This is a genomic window from Chryseomicrobium aureum (assembly GCF_043182735.1).
In the GTDB taxonomy this organism is placed as follows: domain Bacteria; phylum Bacillota; class Bacilli; order Bacillales_A; family Planococcaceae; genus Chryseomicrobium; species Chryseomicrobium aureum.
In genome coordinates this window covers 1,805,556-1,822,581 of the sequence record NZ_CP171117.1, presented here as the reverse complement: position 1 = coordinate 1,822,581, position 17,026 = coordinate 1,805,556, and the positions used below count along the sequence as shown (strand labels likewise).

Sequence of the window (17,026 nt, the reverse complement as noted above, 5' to 3'; positions counted from 1 at the left end):
TTATGCTATACTGAAGAATAAACGTAACAGGAACGTGATTGCCGCGTTCCTGTTCTTTCATGATGAAAACCTTGGAGGACACTCTTGAAAAAATCACGTAAATCACAACCAGAAAATGTTGTCAGTTTTATCCCGACAGGTGAATATTACTATCAAAAAGCCCTTGGTGAATTGAAGAAGGAACAATTTGCAAAGGCTCAAAAATATTTGAAACGCGCAGTAGAGTTAAGTCCAGAAGACCCGATGATTTTGATGCAGTATGGCATCTTACTCATGGAGGCTGAAAGTTTCGATGAAGCACAGGACTATCTCTATACAGCGCATACCTTAGACCCGAACGATTCCGATATCGTGTTCTTTTTAGCTGAAATCCATGCGCATCTTGGCATGTTTGCAGAAGCGAACCGCTACGCAACCAACTATATTCAAATGGAAGACGACGGAGTCTACTTAGAAGAAGCACTTGAGATTTTGGATTTCACGGAAGTCGAAGGTGGGATGGATCTATCAGAAGATGGCCCTTCTTCCGACGTGGTCTTCCTGCAAGAAAAAGCGCGTAAGATGATGGAGCGTGGTCGGTTTGAAGAAGCCGTTGCGCTACTTGAAACAATTGTCGCAGAAAATGATACGTTCTGGCCGGCATTTAATAACTTAGCGCTCGCGTATTTCTATATCGGAGAAGAAGAACAAGCAACAGCACTACTTCACGAAGTATTGCGAGTCGATCAAGGAAACTTGCACGCACTTTGTAACTTGGCCGTTCTTGCCCACTACAAACAATCGTATAAAGAATTAAAAGAAGTGCTTGCTGTTCTCGAAAAGATTAAGCCGATTGCAATCGACCAGCGGTTCAAACTAGGGGCGACATTTGCGCTTCTTGGGAAACATGAAGAAGGCTATCGCATTTTACGCCAGTTGCAGAAGATTGGGTTTGGTGAAGACCCGAGCTTTTACTTTTGGCTCGCTCATTCTGCGTATTTTTCAGGGCGCAAAGACCGCGCGCATCAAGCGTGGTTAGAATTGATTCGACTTGATCCAACAAAAGAAGGTTTTGAGCCATGGAAGGTGCAGGAAGAAGAAGACCCTTCCGGCGTAGAAAATGAATATGACTTTTTAATCGAAAAATTACAAAGTGACTCTGCTCCTTCTCGAGCCGTCGCCCTTTATTTAATGGGGAAATCTGTGCATCTGCATACGATTGTGGCGCATCCAAAACTGATTGATGTAACGAAGCTCTCGGCATTCGAAAAATTAATCGTTGGCTATTCGCTGAATCATGAATTCTCGATGAAAGTTCCTGCTGAAAAATCCTTTGTCCAAGCGATGAAAGTCGCAGATTTGTTTTATCAGCACCACAGTCCATTGACCTACCAACATGCCTATATGTATGAAATGTGGTTTGTTATGATGGAACGCGGGTTGCAACAGGGCTATACATTTAAAAATACAAAAGCATTGGCGGCAGCTACAGCTTATATGTATGCATCTTCTCGCTCGAAAGACGCAACGAAAAAGCAATTTGCCGAGCATTATGAGGTGTCTGTACCGACGCTTACGAAATATGTGAACGAGCTAATGGCATTCTTTCCTTTTTACGACGCTTAATGGGCAGAAATGTTGAATGCTACTGTCAAATCAAGTAGATTGAGATAAGGATAGAATTATTTACATGTAGGAGGAACAATCATGTCAGAAATCACGAACAATTATGACGTTATTATTATCGGTGCTGGTCCTGCTGGGATGACAGCCGCTGTATATACATCACGTGCCAACCTATCGACGCTAATGTTAGAGCGCGGTATTCCAGGTGGGCAAATGGCTAACACTGAAGAAGTAGAAAACTACCCAGGTTTTGAGACGATCCTCGGCCCTGAACTTTCGACAAAAATGTTTGATCACGCTAAGAAATTTGGTGCGCAATACGCGTATGGGGATGTCGAAAGCATCATTGATGAAGGAGATACGAAACTTGTGAAAGCCGGTGGGAAAGAATACCGTGCAAAGGCAGTTATCATTTCTTCCGGTGCTGAATACAAAAAAATGGGCATTCCAGGAGAAAACGAACTAGGTGGCCGTGGAGTCAGCTATTGTGCAGTATGTGACGGGGCTTTCTTCAAAGGGAAAGAACTAGTGGTAGTCGGCGGCGGAGATTCTGCCGTAGAAGAAGGCGTATTCTTAACACGCTTTGCTGACAAAGTAACAATTGTTCACCGTCGTGATCAATTACGCGCACAAAAAATTCTTCAAGACCGCGCATTTGCAAATGACAAAGTAAACTTCATCTGGAACACAACAGTCAAAGAAATCAATGAGGAAAATGGAAAAGTAGGCTCTGTGACACTTGTGTCTACAGAAAGTGCAGAAGAAACCGAGTTCAAAGCAGATGGTATTTTCATCTACATCGGAATGCTGCCACTTACAAAACCATTTGAAAACTTAGGTATCTTGAATACCCAGGGCTACATCGTAACGGACGAAAAAATGCAAACGAAAATTCCAGGAATCTTTGCTGCTGGAGATGTTCGTGAAAAGATGCTACGTCAAATCGTTACAGCTACTGGTGACGGTTCGATTGCTGCACAATCTGCCCAACACTATATTGAGAAATTAGAAGATCAATTATCTTAATCATTTCTTAATACTGCTGTAATCAGAATGCAACAATGGTCGTGTATACTAAGAACTATAAATTGACCCCCTTTTTATATAGGTTTTCTTTGATAGGCTGTTTCCTCGCTTTATAAGTCGAGGGGGCAGCCTCTTTTTTTATGTAGAGATTCGAAATTATAGTATACTAATAAGATAGTATAGAAAAAGATGGAGAGAGCCGATGCAGCGTATTGTAAACCTACTTGTCATCAAAGATGGCAAAGTACTTCTATTAAAAAAACCTCGACGAAACTGGTATGTCGCTCCGGGCGGAAAAACGGATCATGGAGAGTCTGTTTTTGAAGCAGGCATTCGCGAATTTACCGAAGAAACCGGTACAACGCCAGTAAATCCTCATATTAAAGGCCTATACACCATGTTGATCAAAGATGGAGAGACCGTCATCTCGGAATGGCTTTTATCGACTCTTGTCGCATTTGATTTGGACGGAGTTCCGTATAAAGAAAACCATGAAGGTGTTTTAGAATGGCATCCCGTTGAAGCGCTTCAAACGCTACCAATGGCTGAAGGTGACCGGATGAATCTTGTGTTTGCTGCTACGCAACCAGGAATCCAATACGGGACATTCACCTATACAGAAGATTTTGAATTGCTGGATCATCGATTACAAACATCTCAGGAGGTGCATCCGTCATGATGGAAGAAACACCACAACCATCAACAGATATCGTCATCATCACAGGTATGTCAGGGGCAGGGAAATCTGTCGCGATTCAAAGCTTCGAAGATATGGGGTATTACTGTATCGATAATTTACCACCAGACCTTTTATCAACATTTGTAGATTTGCTTGTGGATTCAGATAAACAATTGACTAAAATCGCACTTGTAATGGATGTTCGTGGCGGTGAAGTGTTTGGTCCGATTTCGCAAACACTCAACCATTTGCAGGAAAGCCGCAATATCAGCCCGCGTATTTTATTTTTAGAGGCGGATAACCAAACCTTGGTAAGCCGTTACAAAGAATCAAGACGATCACATCCTCTTGCAAAACTGGGTCTTCCTCTTGAAGGGATTAATAAAGAACGGTTGATGCTTGAAGAATTAAAAGGTCGAGCTCAACACATCATTGATACATCAAATTTGAAACCAAAAGAATTGCGCGCTGAGATTGAGCGGACATTTTCAAATGAAGCCCACTCACCGTTCATCATCAACGTGATGTCTTTCGGATTCAAACACGGAATGCCGATTGATGCGGACTTAGTGTTCGATGTGCGTTTCTTACCGAATCCATTTTATATTGAAGAGCTGCGTCCGATGTCAGGGCGAGATCACGAAGTATCCAGCTACGTCATGAAGTGGTCGGAAACAAAAAAGCTCGTTGAGAAGTTGACCGATCTATTTGAATTTATGATTCCGCATTACAAGCGTGAAGGAAAAAGCCAGCTAGTCATTGCTTTTGGTTGTACAGGTGGCCAGCACCGTTCTGTCACGTTAGCCGAATACTTCGGAGACTATTTAAAAAAGGAAGCACCAACAGTAATCAAACACCGAGACGTTAAATAATTGAGAAGGAGGGCCATTCGTTGCCGAAGCCAACTGAACGTATTAAAGTCGTCGTCCTCGGCGGCGGAACAGGTCTATCCACCTTACTACGTGGATTAAAAAAATTGCCTGTCGACATCACAGCAATCGTTACAGTTGCCGATGACGGCGGAAGCTCGGGCAGACTTCGTGAAGATTATGACATTCCACCTCCAGGAGATGTGCGCAATGTCATTGCTGCTCTTTCGGATGTTGAGCCGCTCGTAGAGGCGATGTTCCAGTACCGGTTCAATCACTCCAAAGATTTAGAGGGCCATTCACTCGGTAATCTCATGCTTGCCGCTTTAACCGATATTACAGGAGACTTTGGAAATGCAGTGAGTGAGATGAGTCGCGTCCTAAATATTAACGGCAAAGTTTTACCAGCTGCGAATCAAGTTGTGACACTGCATGCCGTCTATGAAGATGGTTCCATTGTGACAGGGGAATCCAAAATACCGCTTGTTGATAAGCCCATTCGAAGTGTGATGATCACGCCAGAAGATGTAGAGCCCCTTCCCGAAGCCGTTCAAGCGATTCGTAAAGCGGACCTGATTGTCATTGGACCGGGTTCCTTATATACAAGTATTTTACCGAATTTGCTCGTGACTGAAATTCAACAAGAAATTCGAAATTCGAAAGCCTTACGCGTCTATATGTGTAATTTGATGACGCAAGCAGGTGAGACAGAAAAGTACAAAGCTTCTCATCACCTGCAAGCAATTATAAATCACACAGGTCCCGGACTGATTGATGTTGTGCTTGCTTCAGATATCGATGTACCTGACCGTGTTATAACTTCGTATTCAGAAGAACATGCGGCACCTGTTGTCGTAGATGTTGAAAAGATACGGTCGCTCGGTGTAAACGTGATCAAACGAGACATCGCAATCGTCCGTGACGGCAGTGTTCGCCATAATGCTGAAAAAGTAGCGCTTTGGCTAGTGTATGAAGCGCTTAACTATAGAAAGTGAGATGACAATTTCCGAAGAAAGGGGGAAATGATTTTGTCATTTGCATCCGAAACAAAGAAAGAAATGACCCAATCTGAAGTTGATGCCTGTTGTGCACGGTCCGAACTATCTGCGATTATTCGCATGAACGGGACACTCGGATTTAGCAATAAAAATTTGAGTTTGGATATTCAAACTGAAAATGCAGCGATTGCTCGTCGCATTTATACGTTGATCAAAAAAGTCTACAACTTAAAAGTAGAACTTCTTGTCCGTAAGAAGATGAAGCTCAAAAAGAACAATGTCTACATCACACGTATCCGAGAGGGCACGCGTGAGATACTCGGAGATCTGCACATTATGAATGATGGCTATGAGTTTTCAAACGAAATTCATGCAGACTTGATTAAAAACGAGTGTTGTAAGCGTTCCTATCTTCGCGGCGCTTTTCTAGCGGGTGGTTCTGTCAACAATCCAGAGACTTCGTCGTACCATTTAGAAATCTACACATTGTACAAAGAACACAGTGATGCACTTGTGCAATTGATGAATGGCTATGAGTTGAACGCAAAAACAATTGAACGTAAAAAAGGATTTGTGGCATACTTAAAGGAAGCAGAGAAAATTGCAGATTTTTTGAGTTTGGTAGGAGCACATCAAGCTCTGCTCAAATTTGAGGATGTCCGAATTATTCGCGATATGCGCAATAGTGTCAATCGCTTGGTCAATTGTGAGACCGCCAACTTAAATAAAACAATTGGCGCAGCGCTTCGCCAAGTTGAAAATATCCGATTTATTGAAAACGCTATCGGTTTAGACCAACTTCCGGATAAGTTGCGTGAGATCGCACGACTCCGTGTCGAGTATCAAGATGTCACGTTAAAAGAACTCGGGGAAATGGTGTCTACCGGGAATGTAAGTAAATCAGGTGTGAATCATCGATTGCGCAAATTAGATGACATCGCTGACGCTTTGCGTCGTGGCGAATCGATATAATAGAGAGGAATTGGTTGCGATGGAAAAGACGATGGATGTAGGATTATCAAATGGCTTACAAGCTCGCCAAGCAGCTCTTTTTGTTCAAGAGGCAAACCGCTTTGCAAGTGAGATCTTCCTTGAAAAAGACGGCAAGAAAGTCAATGCAAAAAGCATTATGGGTATCATGAGTCTTGCTGTGGGGCGCGGGGAAGAAGTCGTGCTATATGCAGAGGGTTCTGATGAAGAAGCTGCGATTGATACATTATCGAAATTTATAACTGAAGAGTAAGCTGCAAGCATCCGATCAACTGCGGATGCTTTTTTCTATGAAAGGAAATCCCTCCAGCCAGGCCGTCATTTCCTTGGTGAGTTTCTCCGAGCCTCCCCACGTAAGATGAAAGAAGAGCACTTTCATCTTCGTTGCCGGGTCTCGGAAAAACTCAGATAGCCCGGGAAATGACGACCTGGCCTCCGGGATTTCTAGCTGTCAGGGCAGGGTGACAGGCACCAAATGGAAACTGCTGGTAAATGGTGACAGGCACCGAGAATACCCTTGTCGATTGTAAGAGTTATAAGATCTTACTAGTAAGGATCTTAAGAAATTAGATTTGGGTTTTGAAATGGTTTCCATAATATGACTTCGGTAGAACAAATCTGATTTCGGTACAATAAATGTTCATTTCGGTAGAAGAAATTAAGATTTCGGTAGAACAAATCCCGAACTCATCCGTTGAACGACCGCTCAGGGTGGGTGACCAGGGGGGTGACCGGCACTAAATGGAAACTGCTGGTAAATGGTGACAGGCACGGAGAATAGGCACGGAGAATAAAGTTGAGTGAAGTGGAGGGGCTGACTCCGGAGGGATTAAAAGCGGAACGTGAGATCCCGCAGGCGTGTTTCTTTGCCGAGGAAGCTCACGACGCGCCCTCGGAAAGCAGCCCCGTAACGGAGCTCAACGTCTCCTATCGCACAATTTCTGAACAGTCGGCTCCACATCTAAAATGGAATCGAGTTGCGCCTCCTAGAAATCCCGCAAGAAGCCATCGCGGCCTATGAAGCAAAGAACGCTTCACAGTCCACGCTGTCTTCTCGCACAATTTCTGAACAGTCGGCTCCACATCTAGAAATAAAAAAACACCCGAAAGCATAAGCTATCAGGTGTCCATATACGCCCCCGGAGAGAATCGAACTCCCATCTCAAGAACCGGAATCTTACGTCATATCCATTAAACTACGGGGGCAAGCGACTTTATTATTATAGCTTTCTGTACTGCAAAAGACAACTGCAAAAAAAGCAGTGCATCAGATTTGACCTTTCTTGACCTTCATGTGTATCATAAACATACAGCTAGTTATTCATAAAAAATCGGAGGTATGACTGATGAACTTAATTCCAACAGTTATTGAACAAACAAACCGTGGGGAACGCGCCTACGATATTTACTCTCGTCTTTTAAAAGACCGCATCATCATGCTAGGTAGCGGAATCGACGACAACGTTGCGAACTCAATCGTCGCGCAACTATTATTCCTAGAAGCAGAAGATCCAGAAAAAGACATCTCAATTTACATCAATAGCCCAGGCGGAAGCATTACGGCTGGTATGGCAATTTACGACACAATGCAGTTCATCAAACCAGACGTACAGACAATCTGTATCGGTATGGCAGCTTCTATGGGAGCATTCCTACTTGCAGCTGGTACAAAAGGAAAACGCTACGCTCTTCCAAATGCAGAAGTAATGATTCACCAACCACTTGGTGGCGCACAAGGGCAAGCGACGGAAATCGAGATTGCTGCAAAACGCATCTTGTTCTTACGTGAAAAATTGAACCAGATTCTTGCAGATCGTACGGGTCAACCGATCGATGTCATCGCAAAAGATACAGACCGCGACAACTTCATGACTGCTGAACGTGCAAAAGAATACGGTCTTGTGGATCACATCATTGACCGCAGCGACAGCAAAAAAGACTAATTGTCATCAAACACCGCCACTTGCGCGGTGTTTTTTCTATTTACTGAAACGAACTCGCGAGTTGTTCGTATAAAAAGAGAAGGTTTGATTTCTCATGAAAACAGGGGAAACTACAAACAGATAACGAAAGGTGGATTCTTATGAAAAAAATGCTGATTCCAGTCATCATTATTATTGGATTTTTTGTAGTCCTAGCAGCACTCTTAATTCCAAGTTACAACGGGTTTGTTGACTCGAATGAAAACGTTAACCAATCCTATGCACAAGTGGAGACTCAGCTCCAACGTCGTGTAGACTTAATTCCGAACTTAGTAGAAACGGTCAAAGGTTTCGCTGATCAAGAGCGCGAAATCCTTACAGAAATTGCGGATGCTCGTGCACGTCTTGCAGGAGCAGACTCTCCAAATGAACAAGCAGAAGCAAATAGTGAATTATCAGGTGCGCTTTCACGATTACTCGTGATTGTTGAAAACTACCCAGATTTAAAATCAGATGCAAACTTCCGTCAACTGATGGATGAACTGGCAGGAACGGAGAATCGTCTTTCTGTAGCACGTCAAGATTATAATGAATCTGTATCTCAACACAATCGCAAAGTAAATCGTATGCCTGGTGCATTACTGGCAGGAGTCTTCGGATTTGATGAGCGTGAATATTTTGAAGCCGAAGATGGTGCGGAAGAAGCACCAGAAGTCGACTTTGGAAGTGATGGTGAGTGAGGAAGAAACTACTCGTAACTGTACTAGCATTTCTAGTTCTACTTCCTTCAATGGCTGTGCTAGCAGATGTTCCAGATCCAATTCCAGGGAAGTCCTATGTACATGATTTCTATGATGTGATTCCAGAAGACTTGGAGCGCCATATTGAACGACTTGGACTTGATCTCGATCAAGGTACGGGAGCACAAGTGGTTGTCGTCACAGTAGAATCATTAGAAGGACAGGATGAAAATAGCTATGCGGTCGAATTGATTCGCGAATGGGGAATTGGAAGTCCGGAAGAAAACAACGGGCTCGTCTTCTTACTTGAAATGGATCCTACGAAAGTTGGGGACCGCGCAGTTTACATCGGTGTCGGTCAAGGGCTTGAAGGACGTCTTCCTGACGGGAAGATTGGACGTATTTTAGATGAATACACACTACCTTTTCTAGAGGCTGGTGATATCGAAGGTGCTGTCCAATCCACCTATGAACTTTTATATGAAGAAGTGGCAGCTGAATACAATTACACGGGAGAATCTGTTGCCCCTCCGCGTCCTTCATCAAACGAAGGGGGCATCTCACCGTTCACTATTATTATGATTGTTGTGATCTTTTATATCATCGTGACCATTTTTAGTAACAATGGCAGTGGTGGCGGAAGAGGAGGTCCTCGAGGTCGCGGTGGCCGAGGAGGCCCGTTCATCTTTGGTCCTGGCATGGGAGGCGGTAAATCTTCCGGCGGTGGTTTCAGTGGAGGTTTTGGTGGCTTCGGCGGAGGTAGCTCTGGTGGAGGAGGTGCAGGTCGAAGTTGGTAAAAAAAATTACTTTCTACACACGGAATCAATGTCCGTTATGTGTCGAAGGTCGGGCCATGCTCGACATGGTGGCAGAAGATCTTCCGATACGAATAGAAGAAATTGATATCGAACAAGATGATGAAGCCCATGAAAAATACATGATTATGATTCCCGTAGTGGAATACAATGGGCAAGTCATTCAGTACGGGAATTTAGATTACGCAACACTTTATGAAGCATTGGACGATTCCGTCTGATGCTTTTTTTGATAGTAAAAGTGTTTGGGATTGATAATTTTCGGGTAATCTAGTACTATGAATGAGCAGGAATTATTTTTTTGCCCAGGTGGGAACGAAAAGTGAACATCGGGACAAAAATGTTCCCATAAAGATAGAGCAGGAGGTGTCGATTTGGATATTCTTAAGGCCCAGCTTGAGCTGATGCCCGAATGGAAAGACATGCTTCAACAGCGCTATCAAATTCTCTATACAATCGCTTTATCAAAAGGGATTGGCAGGCGCACGCTTGCTGAAACTCTTCAACTTTCGGAACGTGAAGTTCGAAAAGAATTTGATCTACTTCGAGCGCAAGGGTTAATCCTTGTATCGCGAGAAGGGGCGGAGGTCACTCCACCAGGTCAACAACTTCTAGTCGAACTAAAATCCCTTGTGGATGAATGGTCGGGAAGGCATGAAAAAGAGACCACCCTTAAACGATTGCTTGGGATTGAAGAAGTTCATATCGTTGCTGGAAACAGCGATGACTCTGAACAGGCTCAACTGCTTCTTGCAGATGAAGCCGCCAAATGGATTTTTGCAAACTTGAAACCGCGTATGATTACAGCGGTGACCGGTGGAACGACCATTGCAAAAATTGCCGACCATCTTCCACAATCATCAAAGATTGAGCAGTTGCAATTCGTTGCAGCGCGCGGAGGAATCGGAAAAGATGTACAGCTGCAAGCGAACACAATCGCTGCACTGTTTGCAGAGAAACTGAATGGTTCGTATAAAACTTTATACATTCCGGACAGACTGAGTGAATCTGCTTACGAAGCCATGACCCAAGAGCCTTTCGTTCAAGAAATGATGGCCTTGTATGAACAGATGTCAATCCTTGTTCATGGCATTGGTGACGCAACGGAAATGGCACGCCGCAGAAGTTCGAGCTCAGAAGAATTGAAGCTTTTGAAAGAACAGCAGGCTGTCAGTGAAGCATTTGGTTATTATTTCAATGCACGTGGTGAAGTCGTTCACCGCATTCGCACGATTGGGGTTCAGCTCGAGCAACTCGAACAGACACCGCATATCGTTGCTGTAGCAGGTGGCGCACAAAAAGCACATGCACTTGACTCATATTTTCAACAGGCACCCAAACAGACTGTATTGATTACAGACGAAGGGGCTGCCGATCAACTGATAAAAGTACATACATTACAGGAGGAATTTTAAATGACTATCAAATTAGCAATCAACGGTTTTGGACGTATTGGACGTAAAGTTTTCCGCGAGGCACTAACAAATGATCAAGTAGAAGTAGTAGCAGTGAACGATTTAACAAACGCTGCAATGCTTGCTCACCTTCTAAAGTTTGACACAGTGCACGGTACTTTGAATGCAGAAGTAACAGCTGAAGAAGATGGCTTCTTAGTAAATGGCCGCAAAATCAAAGTATACGCTGAGAAAGATCCTTCAGCACTTCCATGGGGCGAGATTGGTGTTGACATCGTTATCGAATCAACAGGTATCTTCCGTTCACCAGAAAAAGCACAAGCGCACATCGATGCTGGAGCGAAAAAAGTTATCGTATCTGCACCAGGTGAAGGCGGCATGCCAACATACGTAATGGGCGTTAACCATGAAGAGTACGATGCAGCAAACGAAAACATCGTATCAAACGCTTCATGTACAACAAACTGTCTATCTCCAGTAGCGAAAGTATTGAACGACAAGTTCGGTATCAAACGCGGAATGATGACAACAATTCACTCTTACACAAACGACCAACGCATTCTTGACTTGCCACATAGCGACTACCGTCGTGCACGTGCAGCAGCAGAGAACATGATCCCAACTTCAACAGGTGCAGCAGCAGCTGTAGGAAAAGTTCTTCCAATGCTAAAAGGCAAAATCGATGGAATGGCAGTTCGCGTACCAACGCCAAACGTATCACTAGTTGACTTCGTTGCTGAGTTAGACAAAAACGTAACAATCGAAGAACTGAATGCTGCGTTAAAAGAAGCGGCTGAAGGCGATTTGAAAGGTATCTTAGAGTACCAAGAACTTGAGTTAGTTTCTACTGACTACAACGGCAACACACATTCATCAATCGTAGATGCGGCTTCAACAATGGCAATCGGCGACAACATGGTGAAAGTATTGTCTTGGTATGACAACGAGTCTGGTTACTCAGCTCGCTGTATCGACCTTGCTGTATACATGGCTGCTAAAGGTCTTTAATATCCCGTGCAGGAATGCACTTGAACCTCTATAATAAGAGCAGAGGGTAACAGAGAGTAAGGGCTACCCTTACTCTTTTTATTTGCCCGTAACTTGAACACACCATAACCTGGGAGGTTTTCACATGCTAGCAAAGAAAACAATGAAAGACGTCGAACTAAAGGGACAACGCGTCTTCTGTCGCGTCGACTTCAACGTTCCAACGAAAGATGGCAAAATCACAGATGACACACGTATTCGTGCAGCGCTACCAACGATTCAACACCTAATTGAACAAGGTGCCAAAGTTATTTTAGCGAGCCATATGGGACGTCCGAAAGGTGAAGTGAACGAAGAGCTTCGTCTAACAGCTGTTGGAGAACGTCTGAGCGAGCTTTTAGACCGACCAGTAACAAAACTTGAGGAGTCTGTTGGAGAATCTGTTGAAGCTGAAATTGCAAAATTGAACGAAGGCGACGTAGTGTTGCTTGAAAACGTTCGTTTCCACGCAGGCGAAGAAAAGAACGATCCGGAACTTGCAGAACAGTTTGCGAAACTTGCAGATGTTTTCGTGAATGATGCGTTTGGCGCAGCACACCGTGCACACGCAACGACAGCAGGTATTGCGAAGCACCTTCCGGCAGTATCTGGACTACTCCTTGAAAAAGAACTTGATGTGTTAGGCAAAGCATTATCTGAACCAGAACGTCCATTCACAGCAATCATCGGTGGGGCGAAAGTAAAAGATAAAATCGGCGTCATTGAAAACTTGTTAGAAAAAGTCGACCACTTGATCATTGGTGGAGGACTATCCTATACATTCTTAAAAGCACAAGGTCACGAGATCGGGACTTCTTTACTTGAAGAAGACAAGCTCGACCTTGCCAACTCGTTTATTGAAAAAGCTAAACAAAAAGGTGTTCAGTTGCACCTTCCACAAGATGCAGTGATCGCACAAGAATTCTCAGCGGATACAGAAACGAAAGTAGTTTCGTCTGACGCGATCCCTTCAGACTGGATGGGTCTAGATATCGGTCCGAAAACGGCTGAACATTATGCAAGCATCATCAAAGACAGCAAATTGATCATCTGGAACGGACCAATGGGTGTGTTCGAGATGGAACCATTCTCAAAAGGAACACGTGCTGTGGCAGAGGCTATGGCGGAAACTGCAGGGTATACTGTCATCGGTGGCGGAGACTCAGCAGCAGCAGTTGAACTGTTCAATGTAGCAGACAAAATGGACCATATTTCTACAGGCGGTGGCGCTTCACTTGAGTTCATGGAAGGCAAAGAACTTCCGGGCGTTGCAGCACTTCACGATAAAGAATAGGAGGCAATACTATGCGTAAACCTGTCATTGCAGGAAACTGGAAAATGTTCAAAACGGTTGAAGAGGCTCATGACTTTTGGAATGCAGCATCTTCAGCAACAATCGATGCATCAAAAGTAGACGCGGTTATCTGTGCACCATTCTTACAATTGCCAGCTCTAGTTGAGGCTGCGAAAGGCTCTTCAATTCATATCGGTGCACAAAACATGCACCAAGAAAAAGAAGGTGCGTTCACAGGAGAAATCAGCGGGGACATGTTGAAAGACGTTGGCGTCACACACGTCGTCATCGGTCACTCAGAGCGTCGTCAATATTTCAACGAGACAGATGAAACGGTTAACTTGAAAACAAAAGCGGCACTTGATCTTGGACTAACGCCAATCGTTTGTGTCGGTGAAAGTTTAGAGCAACGTGAAGCAGGCGAAACAGAAACTGTCGTATCAAAACAGGTGGCAGAAGCATTTGAAGGCTTAACTGAATCTGAAGTAGAAAAAACAGTTGTTGCTTACGAGCCAATTTGGGCGATCGGAACAGGCAAAACTGCAACTGCAGATGATGCCAACCAAGTATGCCAAGCAATTCGCGAAACACTTCTTGACCTTCACGGAGAAGAAGCAGCAAACGCAACACGAATTCTGTACGGCGGAAGCGTGAAGCCTGCAAACATCGAGGAACTACTTGGAAAAGATGATATTGACGGAGCACTAGTGGGCGGCGCAAGTCTTGAAGCGGATTCATTCCTACAACTGGTGGAGGCGACTCAGAAATGAGAAAGCCAACTGCCTTAATTATTTTGGACGGATTTGCTTGCCGCAATGAAACAGCTGGAAACGCTGTTGCGCAGGCAAAGAAACCGAATTTCGACCGCTACTGGAATCACTTTCCGCACAGCGAACTAACGGCTTCTGGTGAAGCGGTTGGTCTTCCGGAAGGACAGATGGGCAACTCGGAGGTCGGGCACTTAAATATTGGAGCAGGCCGTATTGTATATCAAAGCTTAACACGCATCAATAAATCCATTCGTGATGGGGATTTCTTCACAAACGAAGCGTTACTAGAGTTGATTGCGCAAGTAAAAGCTGCAAACGGTCGCTTGCACGTTATGGGATTACTTTCAGATGGTGGTGTGCACAGTCACTACACGCACTTGCATGCACTCTTGAAACTTGCAAAAGACCAAGGTGTAGCCGAGACGTTTGTTCACGGATTCTTAGATGGGCGCGATGTGGGGCCTGCTACAGCGATTCCATATGTCGAAGAAACCGAGCGCATCATGATGGACTTGAACTACGGCTCATTCGCATCGATCAGTGGCCGCTACTATGCAATGGACCGTGACCGCCGCTGGGAACGTATACAACTTGCATACGACGCGATTGTAGATGGCAAAGGTCCTCGATTTGCAAATGCAATTGCTGGGATTGAAGCGTCATACAGTGGAAAAATTGTGGATGAGTTTGTGAAACCGTTTGTTATCGGAACGGAAGAAGCACCAAAAGCTGTGTTCCAACAAGGCGACGGTGTCATCTTCTTCAACTTCCGACCAGACCGTGCGATTCAATTAGGATTTGCGCTTACAAACCCGACATTTGATTCCTTCCCACGCGGAGAGCATCACCCGGAACACTTGCCGTTCGTTTCCTTCACGGAATACAACGACGAAGTGATCGGCGGGATTGCTTACGCAAAACAAGACTTGAAAAACACTGTGGGAGAAGTCCTTTCAGCTCACGGCAAATTGCAGGTCCGTATTGCCGAAACTGAAAAGTATCCACACGTCACATTCTTCATGAGTGGTGGGCGTCACGAAGAATTCCCTGGTGAGAGCCGGATTCTGATCAACTCACCAAAAGTTGCGACCTACGATCTGCAGCCTGAAATGAGTGCGTATGAAGTGACGGATGCTTTAGTGGCGGCGATTGAGAACGATCAGTTCGACGCGATTCTCTTAAACTTTGCGAACCCGGACATGGTCGGTCATAGTGGCATGCTCGAGCCGACAATCAAAGCAATCGAAGTGGTAGACGAGTGTCTAGGTCGTATAGTCGATGCCATCCTTGCAAAAGGTGGAGAAGCGATTATTACAGCGGACCATGGGAATGCCGATGAAGTCACTACACTTGAAGGAAATCCAATGACGGCGCATACGACAAACCCCGTGCCAGTCATTGTTACGCGAAGCGAAATAACGCTTCGTGACGGTGGAATTTTAGCCGATTTAGCCCCAACTATGCTAGACTTAATGGGGATTGAACAACCTGTTGAAATGACAGGAAAAACTTTACTTGAAATGGAGAGACGATAATGCCAATTATTACAGACGTATTTGCTCGTGAGGTCCTTGATTCACGCGGTAACCCAACAATTGAAGTAGAAGTATTTACGGAAAGCGGTGCATTTGGCCGCGCTATCGTTCCTTCAGGCGCATCTACTGGAGAATACGAAGCAGTAGAACTGCGTGATGGCGACAAGAGCCGTTATTTAGGTAAAGGTGTTCAAAAGGCCGTAGAACACGTAAACACAGTAATCGCTGAAGAATTAGAAGAAAACTATACAGTTCTTGATCAAGTGGCAATTGACCAAGCGTTAATCGAACTAGACGGAACAGAAAATAAAGGCAACCTGGGTGCAAACGCTATTCTTGGTGTTTCAATGGCTGTTGCACACGCTGCAGCGGACTACCTAGACATGCCACTTTATCAGTACCTTGGAGGCTTCAACGCGAAGCAACTTCCAGTACCGATGATGAACATCTTAAACGGTGGAGAGCACGCAGACAACAACGTCGATATCCAAGAATTCATGGTTATGCCTGTTGGCGCCGAGTCATTCCGCCAAGCACTACGCATGGGCGCTGAAATCTTCCACAGCCTAAAAGCGGTTCTAAAAGAGCGCGGCTTGAACACAGCTGTTGGTGACGAGGGCGGTTTTGCACCAAACTTGAAATCAAATGAAGAAGCACTTGTAACCATCATGGAAGCTATTGAAAAAGCAGGCTACAAGCCAGGTGAAGAAGTTCTTCTTGCAATGGACGTTGCAGCTTCTGAGTTGTTCAACAAAGAAGATGGCAAGTACCACTTATCGGGTGAAGGTGTCGTGAAAACATCTGCTGAGATGGTTGATTTCTACGAAGAGCTTTGCAACAAATACCCAATCGTTTCAATCGAAGATGGTCTTGACGAGAACGACTGGGACGGATTCAAACTTCTAACAGAGCGTATCGGTAAAAACGTTCAGCTTGTTGGAGACGATCTATTCGTAACAAACACGAAGAAATTAAAAGATGGAATTGAAAAAGGCATCGCGAACTCAATTCTAATCAAAGTAAACCAAATCGGTACGTTAACGGAAACGTTTGAAGCAATCGAAATGGCAAAACGTGCAGGTTACACAGCAGTCATCTCTCACCGTTCAGGTGAATCTGAAGATGTGACAATTGCAGACATCGCAGTTGCGACAAATGCAGGTCAAATTAAAACAGGTGCTCCTTCACGTTCAGACCGTGTAGCGAAGTACAATCAACTTCTTCGCATCGAAGATATGTTGGATTCTACAGCTGAATATTTAGGCCGTGAAACGTTCTATAATTTGAAAAAATAATACGGGTCAGCTTGTCACTACCTGAGAAGTCTGATAAAATTAATCTT

At 44.5% G+C, this 17,026-nt stretch carries 17 protein-coding genes and 1 tRNA gene; 17 read left to right on the top strand and 1 reads right to left on the bottom strand.

The window, feature by feature from the left end; translation table 11 throughout:
* The first annotated feature begins 84 nt into the window (after positions 1 to 84).
* The 7 genes from ACF3OH_RS09580 to ACF3OH_RS09550 all read left to right on the top strand — a co-directional run bounded on the left by ACF3OH_RS09580 (position 85) and on the right by ACF3OH_RS09550 (position 6,420).
* Positions 85 to 1,605, top strand: coding sequence for a lipopolysaccharide assembly protein LapB (locus ACF3OH_RS09580; protein ID WP_204590957.1), 1,521 nt, complete (start codon positions 85 to 87; stop codon positions 1,603 to 1,605).
* A gap of 81 nt (positions 1,606 to 1,686) precedes the next feature.
* The gene (gene trxB / locus ACF3OH_RS09575; protein ID WP_204590956.1) at positions 1,687 to 2,631 is read left to right on the top strand and encodes a thioredoxin-disulfide reductase; all 945 of its coding nucleotides are present in this window, start codon (positions 1,687 to 1,689) and stop codon (positions 2,629 to 2,631) included.
* A gap of 202 nt (positions 2,632 to 2,833) precedes the next feature.
* Positions 2,834 to 3,310, top strand: a complete 477-nt coding sequence (locus ACF3OH_RS09570; protein WP_392454298.1) for an NUDIX domain-containing protein — start codon at positions 2,834 to 2,836, stop codon at positions 3,308 to 3,310.
* The gene (gene rapZ, locus ACF3OH_RS09565) at positions 3,310 to 4,182 is read left to right on the top strand and encodes an RNase adapter RapZ (protein WP_204591011.1); all 873 of its coding nucleotides are present in this window, start codon (positions 3,310 to 3,312) and stop codon (positions 4,180 to 4,182) included. The genes ACF3OH_RS09570 and rapZ overlap by 1 nt, the downstream gene beginning before the upstream one ends.
* 20 nt (positions 4,183 to 4,202) lie before the next feature.
* Entirely contained in the window at positions 4,203 to 5,174 is a 972-nt protein-coding gene (yvcK, locus tag ACF3OH_RS09560; protein WP_392454296.1) for a uridine diphosphate-N-acetylglucosamine-binding protein YvcK, read from the top strand.
* Positions 5,175 to 5,207: 33 nt separating this feature from the next.
* A complete protein-coding gene (gene whiA / locus ACF3OH_RS09555; protein ID WP_204590950.1) occupies positions 5,208 to 6,149 on the top strand; it encodes a DNA-binding protein WhiA in 942 nt (313 codons plus the stop codon).
* Positions 6,150 to 6,168: 19 nt separating this feature from the next.
* A complete protein-coding gene (locus tag ACF3OH_RS09550; RefSeq protein ID WP_392454294.1) occupies positions 6,169 to 6,420 on the top strand; it encodes an HPr family phosphocarrier protein in 252 nt (83 codons plus the stop codon).
* Between the two features lie 881 nt (positions 6,421 to 7,301).
* Here ACF3OH_RS09550 and ACF3OH_RS09545 read toward each other — a convergent pair.
* Positions 7,302 to 7,373 (bottom strand) — tRNA-Arg (locus tag ACF3OH_RS09545).
* A 140-nt stretch (positions 7,374 to 7,513) separates the two neighbouring features.
* Here ACF3OH_RS09545 and clpP point away from each other — a divergent pair.
* The 10 genes from clpP to eno all read left to right on the top strand — a co-directional run bounded on the left by clpP (position 7,514) and on the right by eno (position 16,979).
* Positions 7,514 to 8,110 (top strand): ATP-dependent Clp endopeptidase proteolytic subunit ClpP, encoded by a 597-nt coding sequence (gene clpP, locus ACF3OH_RS09540; protein ID WP_204590947.1) that lies wholly within the window; start codon positions 7,514 to 7,516, stop codon positions 8,108 to 8,110.
* A 140-nt stretch (positions 8,111 to 8,250) separates the two neighbouring features.
* Positions 8,251 to 8,829, top strand: coding sequence for a LemA family protein (locus ACF3OH_RS09535; RefSeq protein WP_392454292.1), 579 nt, complete (start codon positions 8,251 to 8,253; stop codon positions 8,827 to 8,829).
* A complete protein-coding gene (locus ACF3OH_RS09530) occupies positions 8,826 to 9,626 on the top strand; it encodes a TPM domain-containing protein (protein ID WP_338032467.1) in 801 nt (266 codons plus the stop codon). Before ACF3OH_RS09535 ends, ACF3OH_RS09530 begins: the two co-directional genes overlap by 4 nt.
* Complete coding sequence (locus ACF3OH_RS09525) at positions 9,620 to 9,865, top strand: glutaredoxin family protein (protein WP_392454290.1); 246 nt, start codon at positions 9,620 to 9,622, stop codon at positions 9,863 to 9,865. The genes ACF3OH_RS09530 and ACF3OH_RS09525 overlap by 7 nt, the downstream gene beginning before the upstream one ends.
* A 153-nt stretch (positions 9,866 to 10,018) precedes the next feature.
* Positions 10,019 to 11,059, top strand: a complete 1,041-nt coding sequence (locus tag ACF3OH_RS09520; protein WP_392454289.1) for a sugar-binding transcriptional regulator — start codon at positions 10,019 to 10,021, stop codon at positions 11,057 to 11,059.
* Entirely contained in the window at positions 11,060 to 12,067 is a 1,008-nt protein-coding gene (gene gap, locus ACF3OH_RS09515; protein ID WP_204590939.1) for a type I glyceraldehyde-3-phosphate dehydrogenase, read from the top strand.
* Positions 12,068 to 12,191: 124 nt separating this feature from the next.
* Positions 12,192 to 13,379 carry a phosphoglycerate kinase gene (locus tag ACF3OH_RS09510; RefSeq protein WP_392454287.1) on the top strand — a complete coding sequence of 396 codons (1,188 nt, stop codon included), beginning with the start codon at positions 12,192 to 12,194 and terminating at the stop codon, positions 13,377 to 13,379.
* Between the two features lie 11 nt (positions 13,380 to 13,390).
* Positions 13,391 to 14,149, top strand: a complete 759-nt coding sequence (tpiA, locus tag ACF3OH_RS09505) for a triose-phosphate isomerase (protein WP_392454285.1) — start codon at positions 13,391 to 13,393, stop codon at positions 14,147 to 14,149.
* Positions 14,146 to 15,684, top strand: a complete 1,539-nt coding sequence (gene gpmI, locus ACF3OH_RS09500) for a 2,3-bisphosphoglycerate-independent phosphoglycerate mutase (protein WP_392454284.1) — start codon at positions 14,146 to 14,148, stop codon at positions 15,682 to 15,684. The genes tpiA and gpmI overlap by 4 nt, the downstream gene beginning before the upstream one ends.
* Positions 15,684 to 16,979: a phosphopyruvate hydratase gene (gene eno, locus ACF3OH_RS09495; protein WP_392454282.1), complete on the top strand. Its 1,296-nt coding sequence runs from the start codon at positions 15,684 to 15,686 to the stop codon at positions 16,977 to 16,979. Before gpmI ends, eno begins: the two co-directional genes overlap by 1 nt.
* Positions 16,980 to 17,026: the final 47 nt, after the last annotated feature.

What these genes read in the sequence shown, in the direction of transcription:
- trxB (WP_204590956.1), top strand. Translation starts at nt 1,687, where the DNA reads ATGTCAGAAATCACGAACAATTATGACGTTATTATTATCGGTGCTGGT.
- ACF3OH_RS09570 (WP_392454298.1), top strand. Translation starts at nt 2,834, where the DNA reads ATGCAGCGTATTGTAAACCTACTTGTCATCAAAGATGGCAAAGTACTT.
- rapZ (WP_204591011.1), top strand. Translation starts at nt 3,310, where the DNA reads ATGGAAGAAACACCACAACCATCAACAGATATCGTCATCATCACAGGT.
- ACF3OH_RS09550 (WP_392454294.1), top strand. Translation starts at nt 6,169, where the DNA reads ATGGAAAAGACGATGGATGTAGGATTATCAAATGGCTTACAAGCTCGC.
- clpP (WP_204590947.1), top strand. Translation starts at nt 7,514, where the DNA reads ATGAACTTAATTCCAACAGTTATTGAACAAACAAACCGTGGGGAACGC.
- ACF3OH_RS09535 (WP_392454292.1), top strand. Translation starts at nt 8,251, where the DNA reads ATGAAAAAAATGCTGATTCCAGTCATCATTATTATTGGATTTTTTGTA.
- gap (WP_204590939.1), top strand. Translation starts at nt 11,060, where the DNA reads ATGACTATCAAATTAGCAATCAACGGTTTTGGACGTATTGGACGTAAA.
- ACF3OH_RS09510 (WP_392454287.1), top strand. Translation starts at nt 12,192, where the DNA reads ATGCTAGCAAAGAAAACAATGAAAGACGTCGAACTAAAGGGACAACGC.
- tpiA (WP_392454285.1), top strand. Translation starts at nt 13,391, where the DNA reads ATGCGTAAACCTGTCATTGCAGGAAACTGGAAAATGTTCAAAACGGTT.
- gpmI (WP_392454284.1), top strand. Translation starts at nt 14,146, where the DNA reads ATGAGAAAGCCAACTGCCTTAATTATTTTGGACGGATTTGCTTGCCGC.
- eno (WP_392454282.1), top strand. Translation starts at nt 15,684, where the DNA reads ATGCCAATTATTACAGACGTATTTGCTCGTGAGGTCCTTGATTCACGC.